General features: G+C 40.6%; 17 protein-coding genes, 2 tRNA genes and 1 pseudogene. 10 read left to right on the forward strand and 10 right to left on the reverse strand.

The genetic code is table 11. The features are described 5' to 3' along the window. Window positions 1-13 precede the first annotated feature (13 nt). Window positions 14-238: pseudogene (locus tag DYI00_RS01030) on the reverse strand (hypothetical protein); the annotation flags it as partial. Between the two features lie 162 nt (window positions 239-400). Here DYI00_RS01030 and DYI00_RS01035 point away from each other — a divergent pair. Then, on the forward strand, window positions 401-2,926 hold the full coding sequence (locus DYI00_RS01035) for a TonB-dependent receptor family protein (RefSeq protein WP_104709359.1): 2,526 nt from the start codon (window positions 401-403) through the stop codon (window positions 2,924-2,926). Between the two features lie 230 nt (window positions 2,927-3,156). Here DYI00_RS01035 and DYI00_RS01040 read toward each other — a convergent pair whose 3' ends face one another. The 8 genes from DYI00_RS01040 to fliK form a co-directional block, all read right to left on the reverse strand. Further along, complete coding sequence (locus DYI00_RS01040) at window positions 3,157-4,653, reverse strand: outer membrane protein (RefSeq protein ID WP_104709360.1); 1,497 nt, start codon at window positions 4,651-4,653, stop codon at window positions 3,157-3,159. Between the two features lie 21 nt (window positions 4,654-4,674). Continuing rightward, the gene (locus DYI00_RS01045; RefSeq protein ID WP_104709361.1) at window positions 4,675-6,231 is read right to left on the reverse strand and encodes an outer membrane protein; all 1,557 of its coding nucleotides are present in this window, start codon (window positions 6,229-6,231) and stop codon (window positions 4,675-4,677) included. A 995-nt stretch (window positions 6,232-7,226) separates the two neighbouring features. Further along, window positions 7,227-9,245 carry an ATP-dependent helicase gene (locus DYI00_RS01055; protein ID WP_104709334.1) on the reverse strand — a complete coding sequence of 673 codons (2,019 nt, stop codon included), beginning with the start codon at window positions 9,243-9,245 and terminating at the stop codon, window positions 7,227-7,229. Between the two features lie 8 nt (window positions 9,246-9,253). Next, complete coding sequence (locus DYI00_RS01060; RefSeq protein ID WP_104709335.1) at window positions 9,254-10,399, reverse strand: Eco57I restriction-modification methylase domain-containing protein; 1,146 nt, start codon at window positions 10,397-10,399, stop codon at window positions 9,254-9,256. Then, window positions 10,380-11,003, reverse strand: coding sequence for a restriction endonuclease (locus DYI00_RS01065; RefSeq protein WP_104687629.1), 624 nt, complete (start codon window positions 11,001-11,003; stop codon window positions 10,380-10,382). Before DYI00_RS01065 ends, DYI00_RS01060 begins: the two co-directional genes overlap by 20 nt. 52 nt (window positions 11,004-11,055) lie before the next feature. Then, window positions 11,056-12,873 (reverse strand): flagellar hook protein FlgE, encoded by a 1,818-nt coding sequence (locus DYI00_RS01070; RefSeq protein WP_011578128.1) that lies wholly within the window; start codon window positions 12,871-12,873, stop codon window positions 11,056-11,058. Then, complete coding sequence (gene flgD / locus DYI00_RS01075; RefSeq protein WP_011578127.1) at window positions 12,870-13,748, reverse strand: flagellar hook assembly protein FlgD; 879 nt, start codon at window positions 13,746-13,748, stop codon at window positions 12,870-12,872. Before flgD ends, DYI00_RS01070 begins: the two co-directional genes overlap by 4 nt. A gap of 50 nt (window positions 13,749-13,798) precedes the next feature. Further along, window positions 13,799-15,358: a flagellar hook-length control protein FliK gene (gene fliK / locus DYI00_RS01080; RefSeq protein ID WP_011578126.1), complete on the reverse strand. Its 1,560-nt coding sequence runs from the start codon at window positions 15,356-15,358 to the stop codon at window positions 13,799-13,801. Between the two features lie 376 nt (window positions 15,359-15,734). On the opposite strand from fliK, the gene pta reads away from it, so the two are divergent. The 5 genes from pta (at window position 15,735) to hypD (ending at window position 20,828) form a co-directional block, all read left to right on the forward strand. Further along, a complete protein-coding gene (gene pta, locus DYI00_RS01085; RefSeq protein WP_011578125.1) occupies window positions 15,735-17,258 on the forward strand; it encodes a phosphate acetyltransferase in 1,524 nt (507 codons plus the stop codon). A 9-nt stretch (window positions 17,259-17,267) separates the two neighbouring features. After that, window positions 17,268-18,470, forward strand: coding sequence for an acetate kinase (locus DYI00_RS01090; protein WP_011578124.1), 1,203 nt, complete (start codon window positions 17,268-17,270; stop codon window positions 18,468-18,470). Window positions 18,471-18,745: 275 nt separating this feature from the next. Further along, window positions 18,746-19,474: a hydrogenase nickel incorporation protein HypB gene (gene hypB, locus DYI00_RS01095; RefSeq protein ID WP_011578123.1), complete on the forward strand. Its 729-nt coding sequence runs from the start codon at window positions 18,746-18,748 to the stop codon at window positions 19,472-19,474. Beyond that, the gene (locus DYI00_RS01100; RefSeq protein WP_011578122.1) at window positions 19,474-19,710 is read left to right on the forward strand and encodes a HypC/HybG/HupF family hydrogenase formation chaperone; all 237 of its coding nucleotides are present in this window, start codon (window positions 19,474-19,476) and stop codon (window positions 19,708-19,710) included. The genes hypB and DYI00_RS01100 overlap by 1 nt, the downstream gene beginning before the upstream one ends. Before the next feature lie 5 nt (window positions 19,711-19,715). Further along, window positions 19,716-20,828, forward strand: coding sequence for a hydrogenase formation protein HypD (gene hypD, locus DYI00_RS01105; protein ID WP_011578121.1), 1,113 nt, complete (start codon window positions 19,716-19,718; stop codon window positions 20,826-20,828). Here the strand turns inward: hypD and DYI00_RS01110 are convergent. Continuing rightward, window positions 20,779-21,300: a hypothetical protein gene (locus tag DYI00_RS01110; RefSeq protein WP_011578120.1), complete on the reverse strand. Its 522-nt coding sequence runs from the start codon at window positions 21,298-21,300 to the stop codon at window positions 20,779-20,781. The genes hypD and DYI00_RS01110 overlap by 50 nt on opposite strands. A 94-nt stretch (window positions 21,301-21,394) precedes the next feature. On the opposite strand from DYI00_RS01110, the gene DYI00_RS01115 reads away from it, so the two are divergent. From DYI00_RS01115 to DYI00_RS08880, 4 genes are all read left to right on the forward strand, one after another. Beyond that, window positions 21,395-21,469: transfer RNA gene (locus tag DYI00_RS01115), tRNA-Gln, on the forward strand. Between the two features lie 28 nt (window positions 21,470-21,497). Further along, window positions 21,498-21,574: transfer RNA gene (locus DYI00_RS01120), tRNA-Met, on the forward strand. Between the two features lie 469 nt (window positions 21,575-22,043). Beyond that, window positions 22,044-22,481, forward strand: a complete 438-nt coding sequence (locus DYI00_RS08875; RefSeq protein WP_104709354.1) for a SabA family sialic acid-binding adhesin — start codon at window positions 22,044-22,046, stop codon at window positions 22,479-22,481. Continuing rightward, the gene (locus DYI00_RS08880) at window positions 22,478-22,612 is read left to right on the forward strand and encodes a hypothetical protein (protein ID WP_411697125.1); all 135 of its coding nucleotides are present in this window, start codon (window positions 22,478-22,480) and stop codon (window positions 22,610-22,612) included. Before DYI00_RS08875 ends, DYI00_RS08880 begins: the two co-directional genes overlap by 4 nt. Window positions 22,613-22,967 lie beyond the last annotated feature (355 nt).

Raw genomic sequence — 22,967 nt, forward strand, 5'->3', positions numbered from 1 at the left:
AAGGCGTGTGCAACCCTACGACATTGCCTCCGGTGTTGTTACCATTAATGTTATTGGTCACATCGGAGTTGAGCGCTTGGGCTAATTCGTCTCTTTTAGTGCCGCCTGGGTTTTGGACATCTTGCATAACCTGTCCAAGCTGATAACCGACGGTGAAGAACCCTCCATCGTCTTCTGCATAACTTACGCTAGCGCAAAGGGCTAGACTAAGAAACAGCGTTCTACTTTTCTTGATCATCGTTTTCCTTGTCATAAGAAAATTTTAAGAATTTTATGTATAAAATTGCGCGTTATTAAATTTCTTTAGTTTTTATTACCTACGACTGCCATTTGTGTTATCGTAATTTTACTTAAGAAATTTAGATAATTTTTAAATCTCTCAAAATACAAGGAGTTTGCGTTGCGTAAAAAAGTTTTGTTGGCTTTAACTGCCAGTTTGATTTGCCAAGAGTCTTTGTTCGCTAAGGATAAAGACTACACTTTAGGCAAGGTTTCTACCGTCGGGAAAAAGGATAAATCCGATTATTCTGGTCAGGTCAATTTGGGTTATAGTGGGATTACCGCTCCTAAAAGTTGGCAAGATGAAGAAGTGAAAAAATACACAGGAAGCCGCACGGTGATCTCTAATAAAGCGCTCACCCAACAAGCTAACCAAAGCATTGAAGAAGCCTTACAGAATGTCCCCGGTCTGCAAATTAGGAATGCAACAGGTGTAGGGGCTATGCCCACTATCCAAATCCGTGGCTTTGGAGCGGGGGGTTCAGGGCATAGCGATGCGACGCTGATGTTGGTTAATGGTATTCCTGTGTATATGGCCCCCTACGCTCATATTGAGCTAGATATTTTCCCTGTTACCTTTCAAGCCATTGATCGCATTGATGTGATCAAAGGTGGAGGTAGCGTGCAATATGGGCCTAACACTTATGGGGGTATTGTCAATATCATCACTAAGCCTATCCCTAATAAATGGGAAAGCCAAGCGGCTGAAAGGGTCACTTATTGGGCTAAAGCTAGAAATGCCGGATTTGCCGCTCCTCCTGATAAAACCGGTGATCCTTCTTTTATAAAGTCTTTAGGCAATAACCTCCTCTATAACACTTATGTAAGAACTGGAGGGATGATCAATAAGCATGTGGGTATCCAAGCGCAAGCTAACTGGGTTAGAGGGCAAGGCTTTAGGGATAATAGCCCCTCTAATATTTCAAACTATTGGCTGGATGGGGTCTATGACATCAATGAAAACAATGGGATTAAAGCCTATTACCAATACTACGATTTTAGTATCGCTCAGCCTGGTTCACTCAGTGAGCAAGATTACAAAATGAATCGCTTTGCTAATTTACGCCCTCTCAACCAAAAAGGTGGGCGCTCACAACGCTTTGGGGCTGTGTATGAAAACCACTTTGGGGATTTAGACAGAGTGGGCGGGACTTTTAGCTTCACCTACTATGGGCAATTGATGACTAGGGACTTTCAAGTGAGCTCTAGTTATAATAGCGCTAACATGGTTACTTGTTTTAGCGAAGCGGCATGTAAAGCTGCAGGACTTCCGGCAGGGTATAACTTGGCTGTGCCTTATTATGCCACTAACTACAATGGTTGGGCAGAAGTAGAAAACCCTGTGCGCTCCATTAATAACGCTTTTGAACCTAAAGTGAGTTTGGTCGTTAATACTGGGAAAGTCAAGCAAACCTTTATCATGGGCTTGCGTTTCATGACCACCACCTTTTTGCAACGCCAATACTTAAACACCAACGAATGCGCCACTAAACAAAGCGGTGAGGGAGCAGGTTTCTTGTGCGAGGGCGCTAATGTGATGAGCGGTTGGAAGCCCCATATCAAGCATGGCGTCTATAGAAACTGGAATGACTGGCGTAACAATTACACAGCAGTCTATTTGAGCGATCGCATTGAAGCTTGGGACGGGCGCTTTTTCATCGTGCCTGGCTTGCGCTACGCTTTTGTGCAATACAACAACGAAAATGCGGCCGACTGGATGCAAATCCCTGAGAAGGATTTAAAAAAAATCAAGCACATGAACAATTGGATGCCATCAGCCAACATTGGCTTTATCCCTGTGCAGGGCGATCACAATGTGCTCACTTACTTTAACTACCAACGCTCTTTCGTCCCGCCTCAATTAGATATTTTGAGCTATGGAGGAGCGGAGTATTTCACCCAGCATTTTGATACTGTGGAAGCAGGAACGCGCTACACCTATAAAGATAAGTTTAGCTTTAATGCGGATTACTTTAGAATTTGGGCGCGTGATTTTGCCACTGGGCAGTATTCTGTTTATACAAGCGGTCCTATGAAAGGTAATGTGCGCCCTGTTAATGGTTATTCTCAAGGCGTGGAGCTTGAATTGTATTACAGACCCATTAGAGGGTTGCAATTCCATGCCGCCTTTAACTATATTGACACTCGTGTAACTAGCCATGGCCCTTTAACAGACTTGAATGGAGATGTGCTAAAAGGGACTAGCTATAACAAACATTTCCCTTTTGTAAGCCCTTACCAATTCATTTTTGACGCTCGTTATAATTATCATAAAACCACCATTGGTATTTCTAGCTATTTTTATAGCCGCGCTTATAGTGGGATCAGCAACAGTGCAGCAGGAGGCTATTATGGGATGCAATACTATAGTGGAGGGAATAACTATGAAAGCGTTTCTAATAGCGGTTACCAATGCGAAGCTTGGTGTATGACCCAACATGAAGGGCTTTTGCCTTGGTATTGGGTGTGGAATATCCAAGTGAGCCAAATTTTTTGGGAAAACGGAAGACACAAAGTTATAGGAAGTTTGCAAGTCAATAATATCTTCAACATGAAGTATTATTTTACTGGGATTGGTTCTAGCCCTGCAGGCTTACAACCTGGACCTGGAAGATCGGTTACAGCGTATTTAAACTACACTTTCTAAGGCTTTTAAAAAAAGGGGGGGATTATTTGCTATGATGGGTTACTGAATAAAAGTTTCTTTTTATAGCGGCTAAAACTCCAACAAAACCACTCCCATTAATCTGCACCACAATAACAAATAGAATAAGGAATTTTAAAAGTAGGGGGGATTTTAAAGTTAGATTTTTAAAGTGGGGGGTAAAAAGTAAAACCCAAAGCCAAAAGCTTTGAGCTTATAGGCCATAGGGCACACTAGAAAGCGTAGCCATAGACCCAATACACGCTATAAGGGCGGTAGTATTTCACTTCAGCACCACCAGATTTATAGTAAGTGTTGTAAATCGTAGGCACTTGCACACCGATTTCAATAGAGTGTTGGTTGTGGCTTTTCAAGTCTTTTTTCAAAATACCAAAGTTCATGCGTAAGCCCAAGTCAAACAAGAACTGGAATTTTGTCGGTGTAGGGCTACTGACAAGCTGAGGGTTATTCTTTAGTGTGGTGATATAAGTATCCCCAGCGAGTTGGATACCGCCAAAGAAGCCTGCGTTAAGACTCCTACTGCCAAAAGAACGGCTAAACACATTGTAGAGCACATCCACGCCCGCACCATAAGTGAGAAGATTGACCTGATTGTAAGTAGGGCCATTACCCACGCCTGCACCATTATAGCTGAAGAAACCATAGTAGCGCACGCCTACATTTTTATTTTCCCCATAGAATTTCTTATAACCGATTTTAGTGATAAACCCATTAAGCGCATTGACTTGAGAGCTGTTACCAGCGGCAAAATTCCCAAGCCAAGGGTTGGATTTAAGACCGTCATTCAAAGTAGTGACTTTTTTCAAAGTTTGCGAAGCGTTGCTGAACAGAGCGCTAATGAGAGGGCCGCTAAAGTTCGCCTGACTCACTCCAGCTAAAGCGGCTTGAGAAGTGTTGACGATGTTTTGGACTAAATTGGTGAAATCTTTCGCGCTCAAATCATTCCCAGCATTAGCAGAGTTGAAGACATGCTGCGCTAGAGCGGCTTCTAAAAACGACCCTGTGGATCCGCCTTCACCGCTTGGCCCTAAGATCGCTGAGGATTTAGCGATGACATCAGTGATCTGTGAAATCTGGCTGATATTGTTAAAAAGCCCTATCTGACTGCTATTGGCGTTCAAAAAGGAGTTCATGAAAGTCACATAGACACCAAGGGTGTTGAGCTGACTGATTTGGCTAGAAAGGTTTTCACTCGTGGTGTTGTTTAAGCCTTGAAACACCAGTTTGGAGAGGTTGCTTTGCTGTTGCAAAGAAGTAGCCAACATGCTTTTATAGAGTGCCAGGTTTTGTTGAGAGCCTCTCACGCAAGAGCCTCCATTACTATTGCTGTTACCATTGGAGCATGCACTAGCGGATTCATTTTTTAAAGTAGGATATGCATCAATGAGAAGGGCTGATTGCCTCATGAAAAGATTGCCCAAAGTCCCTACGACATTGCCTCCTGTGCTTTCATAACTCGTGTTGGTGGTGGTGCTAGAGTTTAAAAGAGAGGCTAATTCTTCAGCCTTGATCTTACCCGGGTTGCTCACTTTCTGAACGATCTCGCCTAGCTCATAACCAAAGGTCATAAAGCCCCCGTCTTCTTCAGCGCCCGCTTGATTGAAACTCAAGATCAACGCTAGGCTTAAGGGGGCTAAGAATCTTGCTTTTTTGGATTGTGTCATTAAATTTTCCTTCATCGTTTTGAATGGCTTTAAATTTTGTTTCATGTTTGTCTAGTCCCTCCTTTCTTAGAATGAATACCCATAAGACCAATACACGCTATAAGGACGGAAATACTTCACGGTAGTCCCTGCAGACTTGTAATAAGTGCTATAAATCGTAGGCACCACTACGCCAAATTCTATGGTGTGCTGATTGTGGCGCTTGGTTTTCTCACCCAACTTACCGAAATTCATGCGCATCCCAAAGTCAAAGAGAAATTGGAAATGCGTGCTAGTGACCTTACCGAATTTCTTCACGTTAATATCGTCTTTGAGAGTGGAGTTAATAGACTCACCCGCTAATTGGATACCGCCAAAAAAACCCATATCCACAGAGCGGTTCACATAGGAGCGGCTAAAGATATTATAGAGAATGTCTGTGCCCACGCCATAATTGAAGATCCCTACGCTGTTAAGAGTGGATTGAAAGCCCACGCTCGCTCCGTTATAAGAAAAGAAACCATAATAACGCACGCCGAGATTTCTTCGTGTGCCAAAGAATTGCTTATAGCCCACTTTGGTGTAAAACCCGTTCATGATATTCGTCGCACGGCTGTTCCCAGCTCTGAATTGAGGCAAGTAAGGCATGCTTTTGACTTGATCGTTGAGCGTGCTGATTTTGTTCAAAGTTTCTCTAACATTCAAAAGAGCGCTAGGGAGTTGGTTGACACGATTGGACAAATTGCTGATGGTGTCTTGATTGCTGATGCCGTTAGCGATAGCGTTAGCGACATTGATGGTGTTACCATAAAGCTGGTTAAGGACCTTTTGAGATTGATCGACAATGCCTTGCACCAAGCCTGTAAACACCTCAGAGTTGAACTCTTTATTCCCAATGTTAGCCGCTAGGGCAGAGTTGAAAGCCTCTAAAAGCAATTCATCTTCTTTGAGATTGTTCGCCGCTCCATTTAAGATCGCTTGCTGACCTTTAAGGTAAGCGATAGCGCCTGCAGAATAGCCATCACTAGTGGTACTTGTACTACTGCTACCTAAAACATTATTGACCGTGTCAAAAAACGCATTCCCTGCATTCAAGTAAGCGAGCTGCTGTTGCATGTTAGGGAAAGTGGTGTCGGTGCCGTTTGTGATCGTAGCGGTCGTGCCAAAGGATGTAGCGATCGTGCTAAAAATCTTATCAGAAAGGCTTGGGAGCCAGTAATAACCCGCAGCGGTGCATTCTTCTTGAGTGCTTGTATAACTACTACTAGTAGTAGTCGTCCCTGCAGCTGCACAAGTGCCATTACCTACCGCACTCTGAGAAAGAGTGTTTGCAGCCACATCGCTACTATTACTACTGATTTTTGCAGGGTAAGCCCCTAAGAGCGAATAAAGGTATTGCGAGAAAGCGTTACTCAACGCCCCTACGACATTGCCTCCGGTGTTGTTACCATTAATGTTATTGGTCACATCGGAGTTGAGCGCTTGGGCTAATTCGTCTCTTTTAGTGCCGCCTGGGTTTTGGACATCTTGCATAACCTGTCCAAGCTGATAACCGACGGTGAAGAACCCTCCATCGTCTTCTGCATAACTTATGCTAGCGCAAAGGGCTAGACTAAGAAACAGCGTTCTACTTTTCTTGATCATCGTTTTCCTTGTCAATGGGATGCTCCTTGATTGAAGTTTAAATTTGTGGTTTAAGTTACATCAGGGCTTATGGTATGGTGTTGCCATACAAATCGCTAAATGTAATTGGTAACATTTTCACATAATGGAAATAAAACTAACCTTAAATAACTCCCTTAATTCCCCTAAAAATGCAATAAAGTTACAACAACCCCACGCTTTTTACAAAAAAAAAAAAAAACAAGATTGCAATAGGGGGGTTAGTGCTTGGATTTGGGGGTTTAAAAGGGGATTTTTTGTTTTATCGTTTTTCAGGCTGATTTAGTCTATAATCACGCTAACGCAAACAGTCATTTTTTAGGTTATCTAGATTGTCTCTTTTGTTGCGGTTATTTGGAGCGTGTTAGGGTTTGGGATAATAGTGGGTGGTTATCCCAAAAAGGAGATAACCAACTATGAGATTATTATTCAGCAATCATAGTTTTAGCGGTTTCTACAACGACATTGTACTAAAATTTCAGCTCTAGTGCAAGCTGGAGTTAAAATCTATGGTTGCTAGCATTTTTAATATCTTACAAAAAATAGTTTTTTATTTTCTCCAATATTCTTTAATTTTTAAAGAATGGGATTTTTAACTTTATTTTATATAATAAAAAATTCATAAGGGGATAGGGGGGTATTTTGAAATCATTCTCCCCTACAACCCCCTTAAGTATCCCCCTAACCCAAGAATACCGCTTAAGAAACTACCGCTTGCTCACGCAAGCTCTTTTATTATTGGATGGTAAAAAATGCTAAAAAGCATTCAATTAAATGGTTAGGATGTTGCAGCGGGCGACACTCCGTTAGGAGACACCATCATGCGATTATTCGTTATAGCGATAGTTTTAGTGGTAATCCTAACACTGCCACTTTATTAACAACAAGCCCTTAAGAGTTCTCATCTCTTAGGGACTTAACTATCGCTATAGTCGTATCATCTCTTGTTTAAACAAACAGCAAAAATTTTTACTATTTTATTGCGGTTTCAAAAGCCCCGCTTCATACAGAAACACCGAAGGCTTATGCTCTTTAGGTTTGGCGTTTTCCCTCAATTCGTTTTTCGCATAAGAGAGCCATAAATTTTCCTTAGCCCTTGTGATAGCGACATAAAAAAGCCGCCTTTCTTCTTCAATACCCCCACCGGTATTCATAAGCTTATGGTTAGGGAAGCGCCCTTCCATTAAATCAATGATATAAACATCTTTAAATTCCAAGCCTTTAGAGGCATGCACGCTCAATAAATTCACGCCCTCGCCTTGCGTGGCTTCACTAGAGCCTATTAAAGTGCCGTTTAAAAAACGCCCTAAATCCTGGTAATTTTTCGCCAAAGAGCCTAGTAATTCCATTTTTTCATTGAAGCGTTTTTGCACTTGCAGTTTTTTAAATTCGTTATAAGATCCGTCCTTATTCTTGGATCGCTCTTTTAAAAGGCGTGTTTTAATCGTTTGAAAAAACGCGCTTTCAATGGTGTGTTTGATTAAGGCACTAGGGGAATTAGGGGCATGGGTATAGAGAGTGAAAAAATCGCTCAACGTTTTAGCCCCATTGAGTGAGATCTTAGGGTGCATCAAAACCGGGTGCGAATGAAACGCTTTAGCTATCACGCCATTAAACCTTGAGCTATTTTCTAAAGCAAAAATTTCTTCAAAAAGCCCCATGGAGGTGATTTCTTTTTTCTTCGTGTAAATTTTGGCTTCTTGGTTGGGGTGGGTTAGGGCTAATTTGAGATCCCCATTGCCTAAAAGCATTAAGGCTTCATGAATGTCTTTAGCGGTGTTAGAGCCAATATCATTCACATAGCTTAAAACATGAATGGCTGCCATAATGTCTTTAGGGTTAAACACAAGCGTGCAAATATCTAACGCTAACGCCACTTCTTTAGATTCAAAAAAGCTCGCGCTCCCCTTTCTTTTGCTTGGTACATTGTGGGCTCTTAAAGCGGCTTCTAGTTGATCCGCGCTCGCATTATTCCTAAAAATCACTGCCACTTCTTTAAAATTTTTTCGCATTACAATGCGTTTAGCGATGTCTTGGCATTGCGTAATATTGTCGTTGTAATTTAAAAGCGTAGGCTTGTTAAAATCCCCTGATTTCACCACTTCTAAATTTTTAGGGTAAAGGCGTTTGTTGTGCTGGATCACTTGGTTAGCGAGATCTAAAATTTCTTTAGAAGAGCGGTAGTTTTTAGTGAGCGTGAAAACCTGGGCGTTTTTGTATTTTTGAGTGAAATTAGAAATGATAGAAATATCTGCACCATTGAAAGCGTAAATGCTTTGATCATAATCGCCCACGCAAAACAAACTTGGAGGGTTGATAGCGTCTAAAATGGATTCTTGTAAGGGGTTGGTGTCTTGAAATTCATCGCAAAGCACTTCTTTATAAGGGCTAGGCGTCTCTAGCATCGCCTTTTTAAAGAGCAGTAACAAGTCGTTATAGTCAATATAATTGTGTTTTTTTTTGGTGTTTTCAAATTCTTCTAAAATGTTTTCATAAAAGGTGGCGTATGGCGTGTGTTCAGGGTTTTTATTAGAAAGCCATGCGCTAAAATCTTCTTGTTTTAGGGCGTTGGTGTAAAGAGAGTAGAGAGCGTATAAATGCTGCGAAGTGTAGGGCTTTTTATCGTCATCTATGGCGTTTTTAGTATCCACAATACTTTCTAAAAGCTTTCTTAATTCTTTGGGTTGTTTTAAGCTTAAGTTAGGATAACGCTCTTTTAAATAGCGATACGCCACCGCATGGAAAGTGCCCGCTTCAATTTTAGAACTTAATTTGGAATATTTAGCCACCCTTGCAATCATTTCACTACTCGCTTTATTGGTGAAAGTTAAAAGCAAGATTTCTTCAGGCTTGATGCCGTTATCAAGCAGGTGTAAAATGCGCCCCACAATCGTAGAAGTCTTTCCTGTGCCAGCGCTCGCAATGATTAAATTATGCCCTTGTAAAGCCGATGCCGCTTTTAATTGCTCAGGGTTTAATTGTAAGGTTTCTAGCAAAATTTATCCTAATTTAAAAAATCTTTAGGCAAAAGAGCGTTTTCTAAAGAGCGTTGCGAAAACAAAAAACGCCCATCGCACACAAAACCTAATTCCTGCCAGTTGATGGCATTGAGTTTATCGCAGAGGTTTTGCAAATCTAATCTTTGGTTATAAGGGAATAGCGCTAAAATGGAGCCGTCATAATTAGGGCATTGGTGGATAAAAAAAGGGTTTTTTTGGCGCGTTTTTGTATTGACATAAATGCGTTTTTTAGGGGATATGCAATGCATTCTTCCCCATTCAAACCAATTATTTTCATTGAATTTTTTAATCTTTCTTCCCATCAAGCTTTCTTTATGTTGGAGTAAATAATCATTAGGTTCATTCACAAAAACCATTTTTTCTAAAGCGTTAGTTTTTTTCGTGATTGAGGTGACAAATTCTAAATTCCCATGCTTTTCGTTTTTAAAAATCTTATCGCACCCGCTCACTGCCCCCACCTTGACTTGAAAAACCTCGCTTAATTTTTGCGTGTAGGATTGGTTAAGGAAATACAAAATGCCTTTTTTGCACACAAATTGCAAACAATCGTTGGTGATTCTACTGAAATTGCACTTACAAAAACGAAAAATCACGCAATTAGGCATGGCGTTTGGGAAAATCTTTTGATCGCCTAGTTCAAAAAAATGCGTTATCGTGCCTTCTTTATAGATGAATTCGTTTAATCTCACGCTGGAAGTGGATTTTAAAAAATCCCTTGGGGTGATGAAAATCAATTCGCCTTTAGGTTTTAAATGTTTGATGGCTTTTTCTATGAAAAACAAATATAGATTACTCCTTTCATCAAAAAGGCTGTAATTGAGTTTTTCTTTGGTGCTTGGTGCAATATCTTTGTGCTTGACATAGGGTGGGTTACCGATAATCGTATCAAATTGATTTTCTAAAGGATAGTCAAAAAAGTCCATGCAAAGGGCATTTTTGGGGCAAATTTTAGGATTGATTTCAATACCCACAGCCTTTTTTAAGCGTTTTAAAAAACTCCCATCGCCAGCACTCGGCTCTAAAACACTCCCTTGATTTTGCCTTAAATGGAGCATGAAATCCACTGTATTGTTAGGGGTGAAAACCTGCCCTAAAGTTTTGACATCGAACTTATACAAAAAACTCTCCAAAAAATTTTTTGAACGCTAAATAAATATTAGCTCTTAATTTCACGCTTGCGGCTAGGGTGTTTAAGATGAAGTTTTGACTTTCCATAAAGCTTCTTTGAACGATTTCTCTGTTGTTGTCCCACTTGCATTGAAAGGGCAAGTTATTGCCATTGGGTTGGATGGTTTGAATACCTTTTAAAGAATTGATAAAAATATCTTTAAGATCGTTTTTGTTGGTAATTAAAAAATAATCATCTCTGTTGGTGTTTGTGCCTAAGTCTTCATAAAGTTTTTGAAAATATTTTTCCCATGCAATTTCATTATTGAAGGTTGGCAATAAGCCACACAACGCATAATAAATCCCTAATTTACAATTAAGATTGTCAGCGGTTTTTGTGGTAGTGGTTTTAATATTAACAGGATAAAAAATATCGTTTTCTTCAAAACCAAAATCCCACCACTCTCTGGCTTTTGGCAGTTGGATAGAAAAATGATCCTTGATGGTATTTAAAATTTCTTCTTCATTGACAGATGCATTTAAGCGTCCATCTTGTAAAGGTTGAGACAAGCTATAAGGGTTTGTTCTTAAAAATTCTGCAATTTCATTAAGCTGTGTGGGTATCATTAAATATCCCTATAAAATAAGGGTATTTTACCACACTCCTTATTTCAGCTCTCTATTTTTTCAAGCTAATGGCTTCTTTAATCATGTCATCGCCCGCACCAAAGGCTTTAGCGTTCATAGAATAGCCTCTTTGCATTAAGATGAGATTCGTTAGGGCGTTCCCAGCATTCACATTGCTCGTTTCTAAATATTTATGCCTGATTTTCCCAAACTTGAGCTTACCCTCTTCATCCCACCCTAAAATAGGGTTACCGCTTAGGGGTCTGTTTTCGCCATTAATCGTGCCTTCTTGCATTTCATAGAGGTTACCGCCGATTTTTCTTAAGCCTTGATCGTTGGTGAAAGCCAAAATCCCGATGCGAGCGACCGGCTCTACCACCCCATTACTAAAAGCTAAAGAAATCACGCCATTTTCTTCAATGCGCATGTCTCTAAAAATACCCCTAGGTTTGCCGTTTTGACTCACTTCTAAAAGTTTAGAGTCTTGATAAATCAAATCGCTAGAGTCATGGTTTTCGCTTTTATTTAAAGAATAAGTGAGCCTATTGCCTTTAAAATCCAAGGTCATGGGTGCGGATTTCATCTTATGCGTGGCTGAATCAAAGCCGATAATTTCCCAAATAGGCTCATTGATAGGGGTTTTGTTTTTAGGATCCACGATGTAGCTTTTCACTTCCCAAGTTTGGTTTTTCCTTTTACTCGTGGGGCTTGATGTGGGATCGTTAGAATTGGTCATGTAATATTCGCTCTGAAGCAAGTATTTGTCCCCAGCTTTGTCATAAATATCCACTTCTGTGCTGTAATAAGGGATCTTAATCGCCACTGAATCCCTACTAATGCCCTTTTTTAATTCCATTTCATTCGCATTCAAGCCCAATTTATCCGCAATGCCCCCACTCAAGCTAAAAGTAACAGGCGTTTCGCTAGGATTAGCGATCTCCAATAAAAGGGGGGGCTTTTTGGCGTCTTTTTCGCTTTTGATGAGGTTTAAGTCCAGTCCGGTTTTTTCTTTGAGGAGTTTTTGCAAATCGCCTAAAGTTTTGAATTGGTTTTCCCCTTTTTCAGCGTCCCCATAAGTGAAAACAAAATCTTCTTTTTTGCCATTTTCTTTTTGGACACTCACATTTAATTTACGATTAGTGATCGCATCTATGGGTTCGTTATCATCGTTCGCTAGGGCGTTTATATCCTGGTTTAAAAAACGCTCTTTAATGATCTCGCCCTTGTCGTTTAAAAGGAATTCTTGAGCGCCTTTTAAGTGGTCTTTAGGATTTAAATTCACGCTAATATCCACTTTCGTGCTAAGCACTGGCTGGTAAGTTAGATCTTGGGGGATTTGTAAGGGCGAAAGGGTGTTGCCATGCAATTTTTGAATATCTTCATCTCTAGCGGTGGAATTGAGCGTGCCATCTTTTATTTTTTTCAAATCAATACCATAAACATAATAGCCCTCTGGGGTAACTAAATAGCCATCAGCATCTCTGGCGAAATTGCCCGCACGCGTGAGGAAATTATCTTGTTTTTTGCTAAAGCCATCTTTATTGATGGTCATTTCCCCATTTTTATTCGGCCCTATCACAAACCAACCTTTGCCTTGATACGCCATGTGGAATTCCCCTTCACTGGGCATGTATTCCCCATCTTTATTGGAAAGGACATTCCCTGAGCCTGTAACGCCGTAATTCCTGTCATTAGCCACAACGGATTTGGCGTTCAAAGCGTCTAAATGCGAAGAAAATAAGGTCTTAAACTCTGGGTCATTGGAGCGATAGCCTAAAGTATTGACATTGGCGATATTATTAGAAAGGCTGTCAATACCAAACTGGTGGGTCTTAATCCCGCTATAAGCGTTTAATAAGGTGTCATTCATGCGGTCTCTTTAGAGGGGGTTTGGGGTTGTTTTTGTTCAGAGAGTTTCTGTTCAAGGGGTTTTTGCTCCGGTTTGTAAAACTCTATCGCACTGTCTATGGGTAAAATCATTTCGCCCATTCTTAACATGGGTTTGCCTTTATCAAAAATCACGCTTTCCACCTCGCCCCTACCAATGCGCGTTTGCAAATACTGCTTGCTTTGAGAGTCTAAATTGTATTCAGCCTTGATCTTGTAATTGCCTTTAGGGACTTTTTCGCCCTTTTCGTTCAAGCCATCCCACTCAAAATGGATATACCCCTTTTGCCCATTATAATTTTTCAAAGAAATCGTTTTGACTAACTCGTTGTTTTCATTTAGGATTTGAATGGCCGGCACTCCTTTAGAAGCGTCAATTTTTTCATCAAAAAAGAGCGAAAAAGAAAGCTTGTTATTGCCATCAAAATTCGCCCCACTCACATCGGTTTCAGCGATTTTGCCTATCATGCTCACAGAATTAAGAGCCGTTACTTCCCTTAAGGCGTTATTAGCTTTCAAGCTATCGTCCATGCCTTTATTCAGGTTTTCCATTGTGTCTTTTAGAGCGCCTTGAAAGTCTTTTAAAGATTCGTTAGTTTCTTTATTGGATTTCATCGCACTTGCGACTTCTTGCATGGTTTTTTTGTTTTCTTCTTGCATTTCCACTTGCGTGAGTTGGGCGGTTTGGGTGATGATTTTATCCGTTTCCATAGGGGCGGTGGGGTCTTGATTTTTCAATTGCTCTAAAAAGAGTTTCATAAAAGCGTCTTTATCCAACCCATTAGCGATTGTAGGCTGCTCTTTTTTCCTTTCTTGCGCGGCTTTGGCTCCTGTAACTTCTGCTAAATCAATGGCCATATCCTCTTCCTTATTAAAGATGTCCTATTATAGAGCAAACTTGCTTAAAATCACGCATAAAGAGTGATTTGCATGCTCGTTTCTTTGTGTTCATTGTCCGTGTTTTCTTGGTAACTTTTTAGGGCGTTTTCTTTTAAAGGGCTTAATTCCTGCTCTTTTAGTTGATCTTTTGGGGCTTGTTGCTCTTCAGAAGAATTTTGTGAAAAGCTCAAATCCACCCCTTCAAAACCTAAAGCGTCCAAGCTGTTTTTAAGATCTTGTTGGTTATCCAAAAAGGTTTGCAAGCTGTTGTTATGAGAGATCACGCTCACTTTAAGGTTTTTACCCACTTTTTGAATCACCACTTCAACCTTACCCAACTCTTTAGGGAATAGATCCATAGAGATCTTACTCATGGGGGGTTTGTATTCTTGGATTTCTTGCTTTAATTGTTGGGTGAAATGCTTGATCGTCTCTTTAGGGGCGATGCTTTTATTATCGCTGTTTGGGGTGTTTTGCGTGCTTTGAGTGCTGTTACCAGACTCTTTAGTTTTTTCTTTCGCTTCGCTCACTTCTTTAGATTTTTCTTCTTTTTCTAAGGGCGTTGGAGCGTTATCATTATTAGGGGTGTTAGCTCCTATTAAGGGCATTAAAAGGGGCGTTTTAAGGGCAAGCTGAGCGGTGTTTTTGGGCGTTGTTTTTGGGGCTGTGGCTTGGGTTTTAGTGGGGGCTTTTTCTAACTTTTTTTTAGAGAGCGTTTTATCCCTTTTAATGGCGTTCATTTGCAAGCTCTCTTTTAAAGGGGGCGTTTTTTTTTCGTTATTTGTGGGGTTTGTGTGTTCTTTATTTTGCGCGTCTTTTTTTTCTAACGATTGCAAAACGCTAGAAAGGTTGGCGGTGTTTTTAGCGTCGTTTTTTGCAGTCGTGGGGTTGGTGGGCGTTGTTTTTAAAGCAAGATGATCACTTGCACTTAAAGGGTTCTTATTTTCTGAAGTGATGGCTGCTTGCGTGGCCGCTTGAATGTTGCTGGCGTTCAAATCATGCTTTTGGCTGAGTGCATGAATGTCTTTAAGGGTTTTTGGCTTAGCATTAGTAGGGGCGGTGGGTTTTTGGGTAGCGTTAGCGTTGTTGGTGTGATTGGGGGTTATAGGGTTTTTATTGAGTAAGTTAGTTTGATGGGCGTTAGAAAGGGCTTCGTTAGGCTTTTTTTCATTCTTGTTGTGAGTTTCATTAGGGGTTGTTGGGTGGGTTTTTTGAATTGTTTCATGTTGGGTCTCATGTTCGACTGTTGGGTGGTTTTCTTGATGGTTGAGCAAGTCTTTTAGGGTAGGGGCTTGTTGGTTTTTAGCGATCTCTTTGGGAGTTTGAATGTGTGGGGGAGGGGTTTGTTCAAGCTTGTCTTTGGGTGCGTTTTTTAGTGCATTTTGTGGCGTGTCTTTTAAAGCGCTAGGGTTTAAATTTTTAGGCTTGTCTTTAGGCTCTTCTTTAGAGATCTTTTGGTTTAAAAGCTTGCTGAAATCCCTTGATGCACTTTTAGGGGTATTTTTGGTGTCTTTGGTTTCGTTTTTGGCTTCATTCTTTAACGCGTTGGCGCTAGCGTTTGTGTGAATGGGGTTGATAGAAGTTGGCATGGTTTTTCCTTTAAAACAACTCTTTGATTTTACATGTCGAAAGTTAAGCAAAAAGAGTTCCTTAATTCTATTTTCATTAAAAATTCTAAAATCTTATTTTTAATCTTTAAAAAATGGGATTTTTAACTTTATTTTTATTGATAAAACTCATTCTCTTAAGGGAATAGGGGGTATTTTGAAATAATTCCCCCTACAACCCCCTTAAAAACCCCCTAACCCAAGAAGACCGCTTTTTCAATAAAGTTATCACTTGACTGGCGTCAAGCTCTTTTGTATTTGTTTTAAAAAATGCTAAAAGCATTTTTTATAAATCATGGTTTCATTTAAGACTTATTAAATTCCGCTACAATTTAATAAAACAATCACGGAGATTTGCATGCAAAGTTTATGGATTTACCCAGAAAATACAGAAGCGTTAAAGATCGCTTGCGAGAGCCTTTTAAAGGCACTAAAGCCACGCTATCGAAGTATGGCATTGTTTGCACCCATTATGGATAAAGAAATTTTTAGCAAAATGCATAGCGCGATGGATAAAGACAAGGCTTTAGAGCTTGTGAGCGCTTCTAGAGAAACGTTGTTGTTTGAAAATATCCTAAAAAAATATGATGAAATACAATCTATGCATGATTTTGTCATTTGTTTAGGGTATGTGCCAGATTTTTTCTTAAACGCTCTTTTAGACTTAAACACCACTCTAGCCAAGCACCTAAACGCTCCCATTGTGGCTGTTGCACAAACGAGTTTAGAATATTTGAAAGCCATGCACTTTCATGCCATCAAAAAAGAAGCCCCTTTCGCTTTAGGGCTATTAACCGGCGAAATGCTTGAAAAACCGGATTTTTTGAGCGCGTCTCTTTGTAAGGGTGTATTAGAAGCGGATTTGATTGAAAAATTATTACACACAAAAAGCGCGCTCATCACCCCTTTAGCCTTTCAAAGGAGTTTGGAAAAAAAGGCTAAAAAGCAAATTAAAAAAGTGGTTTTGCCAGAGAGCGAAGATGAAAGGATTTTAAAAGCTGCACATCATTTGAACGCCATGGGTGTGGTGGAATTGGTTTTGTTGGGCGATAAAGAAACGATCCACTCTCAAGCGAAAAATCTAAACTTGAATTTAGAAAATATTGAGATCATCGATCCAAGCGCCTCGCATCATAGAGAGGCGTTCGCTCAAAAATTGCATGAATTAAGAAAATCAAAGGGTTTAAGCGAGCAAGAAGCCCAAAAATTGATTTTAGATAAGAATTATTTTGCGACCATGCTCGTTTATTTGGGCTATGCGCATGCGATGGTTTCTGGGGCGATCCATACCACGGCTGACACGATTAGACCCGCTTTGCAAATCATCAAAACCAAGCCCGGCGTGAGTTTGGTTTCAAGCGTGTTTTTAATGTGTTTGGACACGCAAGTGCTAGTCTTTGGGGATTGCGCGATCAACCCTAACCCTAGCGCTCAAGAATTAGCCGAGATCGCCATCACTTCCGCACAGAGTGCCAAGCAATTTAATATTGCACCCAAAGTAGCGATGCTTTCTTATGCGACAGGCAATTCCGCTCAAGGCGAAATGATAGACAAAATCAACGAAGCCGTAAAAATCGCTCACAAGCTAGATCCCCAATTAGAAATGGATGGCCCTTTGCAATTTGACGCTTCTATGGATAAAAGCGTAGCGAAGAAAAAAATGCCAAACAGCCAAGTGGCCGGGCAAGCTAGCGTTTTTATTTTCCCAGATTTAAACGCCGGAAACATTGGCTATAAAGCGGTGCAACGAAGCGCTAAAGCCGTGGCGATAGGGCCTATTTTGCAAGGATTGAATAAGCCGGTTAATGATTTGAGTAGGGGCGCTTTAGTGGAGGATATTATCAACACGATTTTGATTAGCGCCATTCAAGCGCAAGATTAGGAGGCATGCATGGAAATTTTAGTGTTGAATCTGGGGAGTTCGTCTATTAAGTTTAAATTGTTTGACATGAAAGAAAACAAGCCCTTAGCGAGCGGTTTGATAGAAAGGATTGGCGAAGAAGTTGGGCAATTGAAAATCCAATCGCATTTGCACCATGACAAGCAGGAAGTTAAAAAACAGCTTTTCATTAAAGATCATGCGAGCGGGCTTTTAATGGTGCGTGAACATTTAACGAAAATGGGGATCATTAAGGATTTTGACAAAATTGACGCCATAGGGCATCGTGTGGTCCAAGGGGGGGATAAATTCCATGCACCTGTGTTGGTGGATGAAAAAGTGATGCAAGAAATTGAAAGGCTTTCTATTTTAGCCCCCTTGCACAACCCAGTGAATTTAGCCGGTATCAAGTTTGTCAAAACAGCACACCCTCATATCCCTCAAATTGCGGTTTTTGATACCGCTTTCCATGCCACTATGCCTGATTTTGCTTACATGTATGCTTTGCCTTATGAATTGTATGAAAAATATCAAATCCGGCGTTATGGTTTCCATGGGACTTCGCACCATTATGTCGCTAAAGAAGCGGCAAAATACTTGCATATCCCTTATCATAAATTTAACGCCATCACTTTGCATTTAGGCAATGGTGCAAGCGTGGCAGCCATAAAAGACGGCAAGAGCGTGGATACTTCTATGGGGCTAACCCCTTTAGAGGGCTTGATTATGGGCACAAGGTGTGGGGATATTGACCCTACTGTGGTGGAATACATCGCGCAATGCGCCAATAAGAGTTTAGAAGAAGTGATGAAAATTTTAAATTATGAGAGCGGTTTGAAAGGTATTTGTGGGGATAATGACGCTAGGAATATTGAAACAAGAGCCAAAAAGGGCGACAAACAAGCCAAGCTCGCTTTTGAAATGTGTGCATATCGCATTAAAAAGCACATTGGGGCATACATGGTGGCTTTAGGGAGGGTGGATGCGATCATCTTTACCGGAGGAATGGGGGAAAATTACCCTGCTTTAAGGGAGAGCGTGTGCGAGGGTTTAGAAAAATTAGGGATTGCTTTACACAAACCCACGAATGATAATCCAGGTAGTGGGATAGTGGATCTAAGCCAACCTAACACTAAAATCCAGGTTTTACGCATCCCTACGGATGAAGAGCTAGAAATCGCTTTGCAAACAAAAAGGGTTTTGGAAAAACACTAATTGTTAAAGCTTTATTTTATTTTTTAAACATAGGTTTTTTTAACTTTATTTTATATAGTAAAAACTCTTAAGGGGTTAAGGGGGTATTTTGAAATAATCTAACCCAAGAAGACCGCTTAAGAAAATATCGCTTGCTCACGCAAGCTCTTTAGTATTGATTGTAAAAAATGCCTTTAGCATTTTTTAAATAAAAGCCTTATTTGAGAACCAAACAAATTCAACCCCCATTTAATTAAGCATGCTAAAGTATCGCCATTTTAAAAAAAGGAACAAGCATGAGCGAGCAACGAAAAGAATCTTTACAAAATAACCCTAATTTGAGTAAAAAAGATGTCAAAATCGTGGAAAAGATTTTGAGTAAAAACGACATTAAAGCCGCTGAAATGAAAGAACGCTATTTGCAAGAAGGGCTGTATGTGTTGAATTTCATGAGCTCTCCTGGTAGCGGTAAAACCACGATGTTAGAAAATCTAGCGGATTTTAAAGACTTTAAGTTTTGCGTAGTAGAGGGCGATTTACAAACCAATAGAGATGCGGACAGATTGCGTAAAAAAGGCGTGAGTGCACGCCAAATCACCACCGGTGAAGCGTGCCATTTGGAAGCGAGTATGATTGAAGGGGCGTTTGATTTGCTCAAAGAAGAGGGGGCGTTAGAAAAAAGCGATTTTTTAATCATTGAAAATGTGGGGAATTTGGTTTGCCCTTCAAGCTATAATTTAGGGGCGGCGATGAATATCGTTTTACTCTCTGTCCCAGAGGGCGATGATAAGGTGCTAAAATACCCTACGATGTTTATGTGTGCAGATGCGGTGATTATCAGTAAAGCAGATATGATTGAAGTGTTTAATTTTAGGGTCTCTCAAGTCAAAGAAGACATGCAAAAATTAAAGCCTGAAGCCCCCATTTTTTTAATGAGCTCCAAAGACCCTAAAAGTTTGGAAGATTTTAAAAATTTTCTTTTAGAAAAAAAGCGTGAAAATTACCAATCCACGCATTCGTTTTAATGTGTTTAGCGATCCCTTCTAAAGTCATAGCCATTGAGGACAATGTGGCTCTTTTAGAGACTTTAGGCGTTCAAAGAGAAGCGAGCTTGGATTTAATGGGTGAGTCTGTTAAGGTGGGCGATTATGTGCTATTACACATCGGCTATGTGATGAGTAAGATTGATGAAAAAGAAGCCCTAGAATCCATTGAGCTCTATCAAGAAATGATCGCTAAAATGAATGAAGTGCATGAATAATCGCAATGAGCGTTAATCATCTCATTTCGCCTTTTAGAGACAAGCAAACCATTTTAGCGCTCTCTAATGAAATCAAAAAACTCGCCTCCAAACTCACAGAAAAATTAGTCATCATGGAAGTGTGCGGAGGGCATACGCATTCTATAATGAAATACGGGCTTTTGGATCTAATGCCCAATCATTTAGAGTTTGTGCATGGACCGGGTTGCCCGGTATGCGTGATGCCAAGAGTACGCCTGGATGAAGCTTATGAGCTCGCTAGCATGAAAGATAGCGTTATTTTAAGTTTAGGGGATATGATGAAAGTCCCTGGGAGCTATGGGAGTTTGATAAAAGCGAGGGAAAAGGGGCTGGATGCACGCTTTTTGTATTCGCCCATGCAAGCTTTAGAAATCGCTAAAGAAAACCCGCATAAAAAAGTCATTTATTTTGCGATCGGTTTTGAAACCACCACACCCATGACGGCAAGCGTTTTACTCAACGCAAAAAAAGAAAAGATCAAAAATCTTTTTTTCCACATTAACCACATTTTAGTGCCCCCAAGCGTGAGCGCGATTTTAGAAGATCCAACATGCCCAATCAACGCCCTTTTAGCCCCTAGCCATGTGAGCGTGATAAGCGGCGCTCAAATCTATACCCCTTTAGTGGAGTGCTTTAATATCCCCATTATTGTGAGCGGTTTTGAGCCGGTGGATATATTAGAAAGCGTGTTAATGCTACTAAAACAAACCCTAAACAAAGAAGCCAAGCTAGAAATCCAGTATAAAAGAGTGGTTAGTTATGAGGGGAATGTAAAAGCGCAAGAGTTAGTGCGTGAATGCATGGAAATAAGAGAAAATTTTGAATGGAGAGGCTTGGGGAATATCAAAAATTCCGCTCTAAAACTCAAAGAAACATTCGCCTCTTATGACGCTGAAAAAGCGTTTAAAGAATATTTAACCCACAAAACCATAAAAGAAAACAAAGCATGCAAATGTGCAGAGATCTTAAAAGGCAACGCCAAGCCTTTAGATTGCCCACTATTTGCAAAAACTTGCACCCCACAAGATCCGATCGGCAGTTGCATGGTCAGCTCTGAGGGGGCGTGTTCGGCGTATTATCGTTACAAGCGCGTTTGAGTTTTAAAAATTGCTCTTTGGTGAAAGCGCTCAAATTCTCGCAATTGACATTGACGCTAACCGGTTTTTTAGGGGTTTTTAAAACCGGTTTTTGGTAAGGTCTTTTTTTCACGCCCGCTTGAATACTTGTAAAATCCAAGGGGCAATTTAGGGCTTTGAGCGTTTGTTTTGTTTCTAAAAAATGCGTTTTTAAGTTGTTGGTGTAGTGGGTCTCTTCTATTTTAAAGGCTTTCAGGTAACTAGGGTGCGTGAAATAGATTTTTAGGATTTTATATTCTATTTTGGCGTATCTAAACCCTTGCTTTAAATCCCCTAAAGCTTGAGCGACACAGTTATTAAGCAACGCTTTTTGCTTGAGTTGGAGTTTTAGATTTTTAAACGCAGACATTTGACCGATCTTTTTAAACAGCAAAAATGTTTCTTTCTTTTTTAAATAGCGCTCATAAATCAAAGGGTCAAATTTTTTTTCCATGATGAAATTATAGCATTCTGACTTGACTTTTTTTAAAAGCTTTTGTATAATGATTCTTTTATTTTATATCTTATTATCATTGTTTTGGTTTTATTGGGGTGTCGCCAAGCGGTAAGGCACCAGGTTTTGGTCCTGGCATTCCGAGGTTCGAATCCTTGCACCCCAGCCATTCTTTTTACTTCACTAGCGTATTTTATCGCGGAGTAGAGCAGTCCGGTAGCTCGTTGGGCTCATAACCCAAAGGTCAGTGGTTCAAATCCATTCTCCGCAACCAATCTCTTTTAACAAAAATCTCCTTATCCCCTTAAGAAAATGAGTTTAAAATAAGATTTGATCATCGTTTCAGTAACATTCAAAAGTAACACAAAAAGGTAATGAAAGAATTTTTTCAAAAATTCAAAAAAAACGCTTTTATACTATAAACCGCACGAATGCATGTTCTATGCATCAAACTTCAAAATCAATCCAACCAAAAGCAAAACCAATGAAAAAGACTTTCTTACTCTCTCTTCATCGCTCTTAAACGCTGAAGGCAACGGCTTTTTGTAAGCGCAAGCTATCAAATCGGTGGGGCCACGCAAAGCGTTAAAAGCACCGGTGGGTTACAAAAACCCTCTGACGCTTATGGAAATTTAAACAACCTAGCTGCTCGGTTTCACCCTTAAACAACCTTATCAATCAGCCCAACAGCCCAAACGCCATCAATAAGTGCAAGGGGCAATTTAGGCTCAAGCGCTAGGAGTTTGCCAGATGAAAAAACCAATTCTCTTGCATATCAAGCGGCGCTTTTAGCGCTCCATGCAGCGGTGGGGTTGTGGAATGGGATAGGCTATGCGGTAATGTGCAGAAAGGGGAATGGTAGTGGGTCTAGTAACATGAATTTTGAAGACCAGCCAAGACAAGAAAGCGCGGCTGTTCAATGCAACCGGTATGAAGCCATAGGAAAAGACAAATCCATGAGCATTGAGAATTTTAAGAAACTCAATGAAGCCTGTCAAATCATCCAAGCGGCTTCAAAAAACAGGCGAGCGCGATGGTTAGAGCACTCCAAGACACTTGCCCGTATGCGCGCCCGCAAAGCGGTAATCATCCAGGTAATGGCTCTCCATGGGGCATTTCAGGAAATAGCAATAACATGCACAAGATTTTTGGCGCTTATTTCACTGCTGTCTAAAACATGATCAGCCGCGCTCAAAAAGTCGTAACGGAAACGAATTGCATTAAAAACGCTTTGAACACCAAGCCCAAAATGCGCCAGCCAATGACAACCCCTACACCAACGCCAATACAGCTTTCGCTCAAACGCTATTAAAAAACGCGCAAAGCCAAGCACGGATTTTAAGCCAAGCCGAGCAAGTGGTGAAAAACTTTGACAAATTCCCTAAAAACTTCGTAGCGGACTCTTTAGGCGTGCGCTATCAAGGAAGGCGGTGCTCATAGGGCACCAATCCAAGAGAGACGGCTTCTAACACCTAGGAGGCAGGCTTTGCACGTATGGGGAAGAGGCCATCACGCATCTCAAAAACAGCCTCGCTTGTTTTGGTAACCAAGCCGAGCGAATCAATCATGCACAAAAACTCGCCTGCACTTCAGCGGGCTTCAGCAGTGAATGCACTAAACTGGGGAACGGCTATCAAGCCACCCCTAAAGCGCTCCCTAATTTCCCC

It is taken from the genome of Helicobacter acinonychis (genome assembly GCF_900461455.1).
GTDB lineage: Bacteria > Campylobacterota > Campylobacteria > Campylobacterales > Helicobacteraceae > Helicobacter > Helicobacter acinonychis.

Bases quoted from the DNA above. Each gene is read 5' to 3' on its own strand.
- DYI00_RS01040 (WP_104709360.1), bottom strand. From the start codon at position 4,653: ATGAAACAAAATTTAAAGCCATTCAAAACGATGAAGGAAAATTTAATG.
- DYI00_RS01070 (WP_011578128.1), bottom strand. From the start codon at position 12,873: ATGAATGACACCTTATTAAACGCTTATAGCGGGATTAAGACCCACCAG.
- DYI00_RS01100 (WP_011578122.1), top strand. From the start codon at position 19,474: ATGTGTTTAGCGATCCCTTCTAAAGTCATAGCCATTGAGGACAATGTG.
- fliK (WP_011578126.1), bottom strand. From the start codon at position 15,358: ATGCCAACTTCTATCAACCCCATTCACACAAACGCTAGCGCCAACGCG.
- pta (WP_011578125.1), top strand. From the start codon at position 15,735: ATGCAAAGTTTATGGATTTACCCAGAAAATACAGAAGCGTTAAAGATC.
- hypD (WP_011578121.1), top strand. From the start codon at position 19,716: ATGAGCGTTAATCATCTCATTTCGCCTTTTAGAGACAAGCAAACCATT.
- DYI00_RS01045 (WP_104709361.1), bottom strand. From the start codon at position 6,231: ATGATCAAGAAAAGTAGAACGCTGTTTCTTAGTCTAGCCCTTTGCGCT.
- hypB (WP_011578123.1), top strand. From the start codon at position 18,746: ATGAGCGAGCAACGAAAAGAATCTTTACAAAATAACCCTAATTTGAGT.
- flgD (WP_011578127.1), bottom strand. From the start codon at position 13,748: ATGGCCATTGATTTAGCAGAAGTTACAGGAGCCAAAGCCGCGCAAGAA.
- DYI00_RS01065 (WP_104687629.1), bottom strand. From the start codon at position 11,003: ATGATACCCACACAGCTTAATGAAATTGCAGAATTTTTAAGAACAAAC.
- DYI00_RS01090 (WP_011578124.1), top strand. From the start codon at position 17,268: ATGGAAATTTTAGTGTTGAATCTGGGGAGTTCGTCTATTAAGTTTAAA.
- DYI00_RS08880 (WP_411697125.1), top strand. From the start codon at position 22,478: ATGATCAGCCGCGCTCAAAAAGTCGTAACGGAAACGAATTGCATTAAA.
- DYI00_RS01110 (WP_011578120.1), bottom strand. From the start codon at position 21,300: ATGGAAAAAAAATTTGACCCTTTGATTTATGAGCGCTATTTAAAAAAG.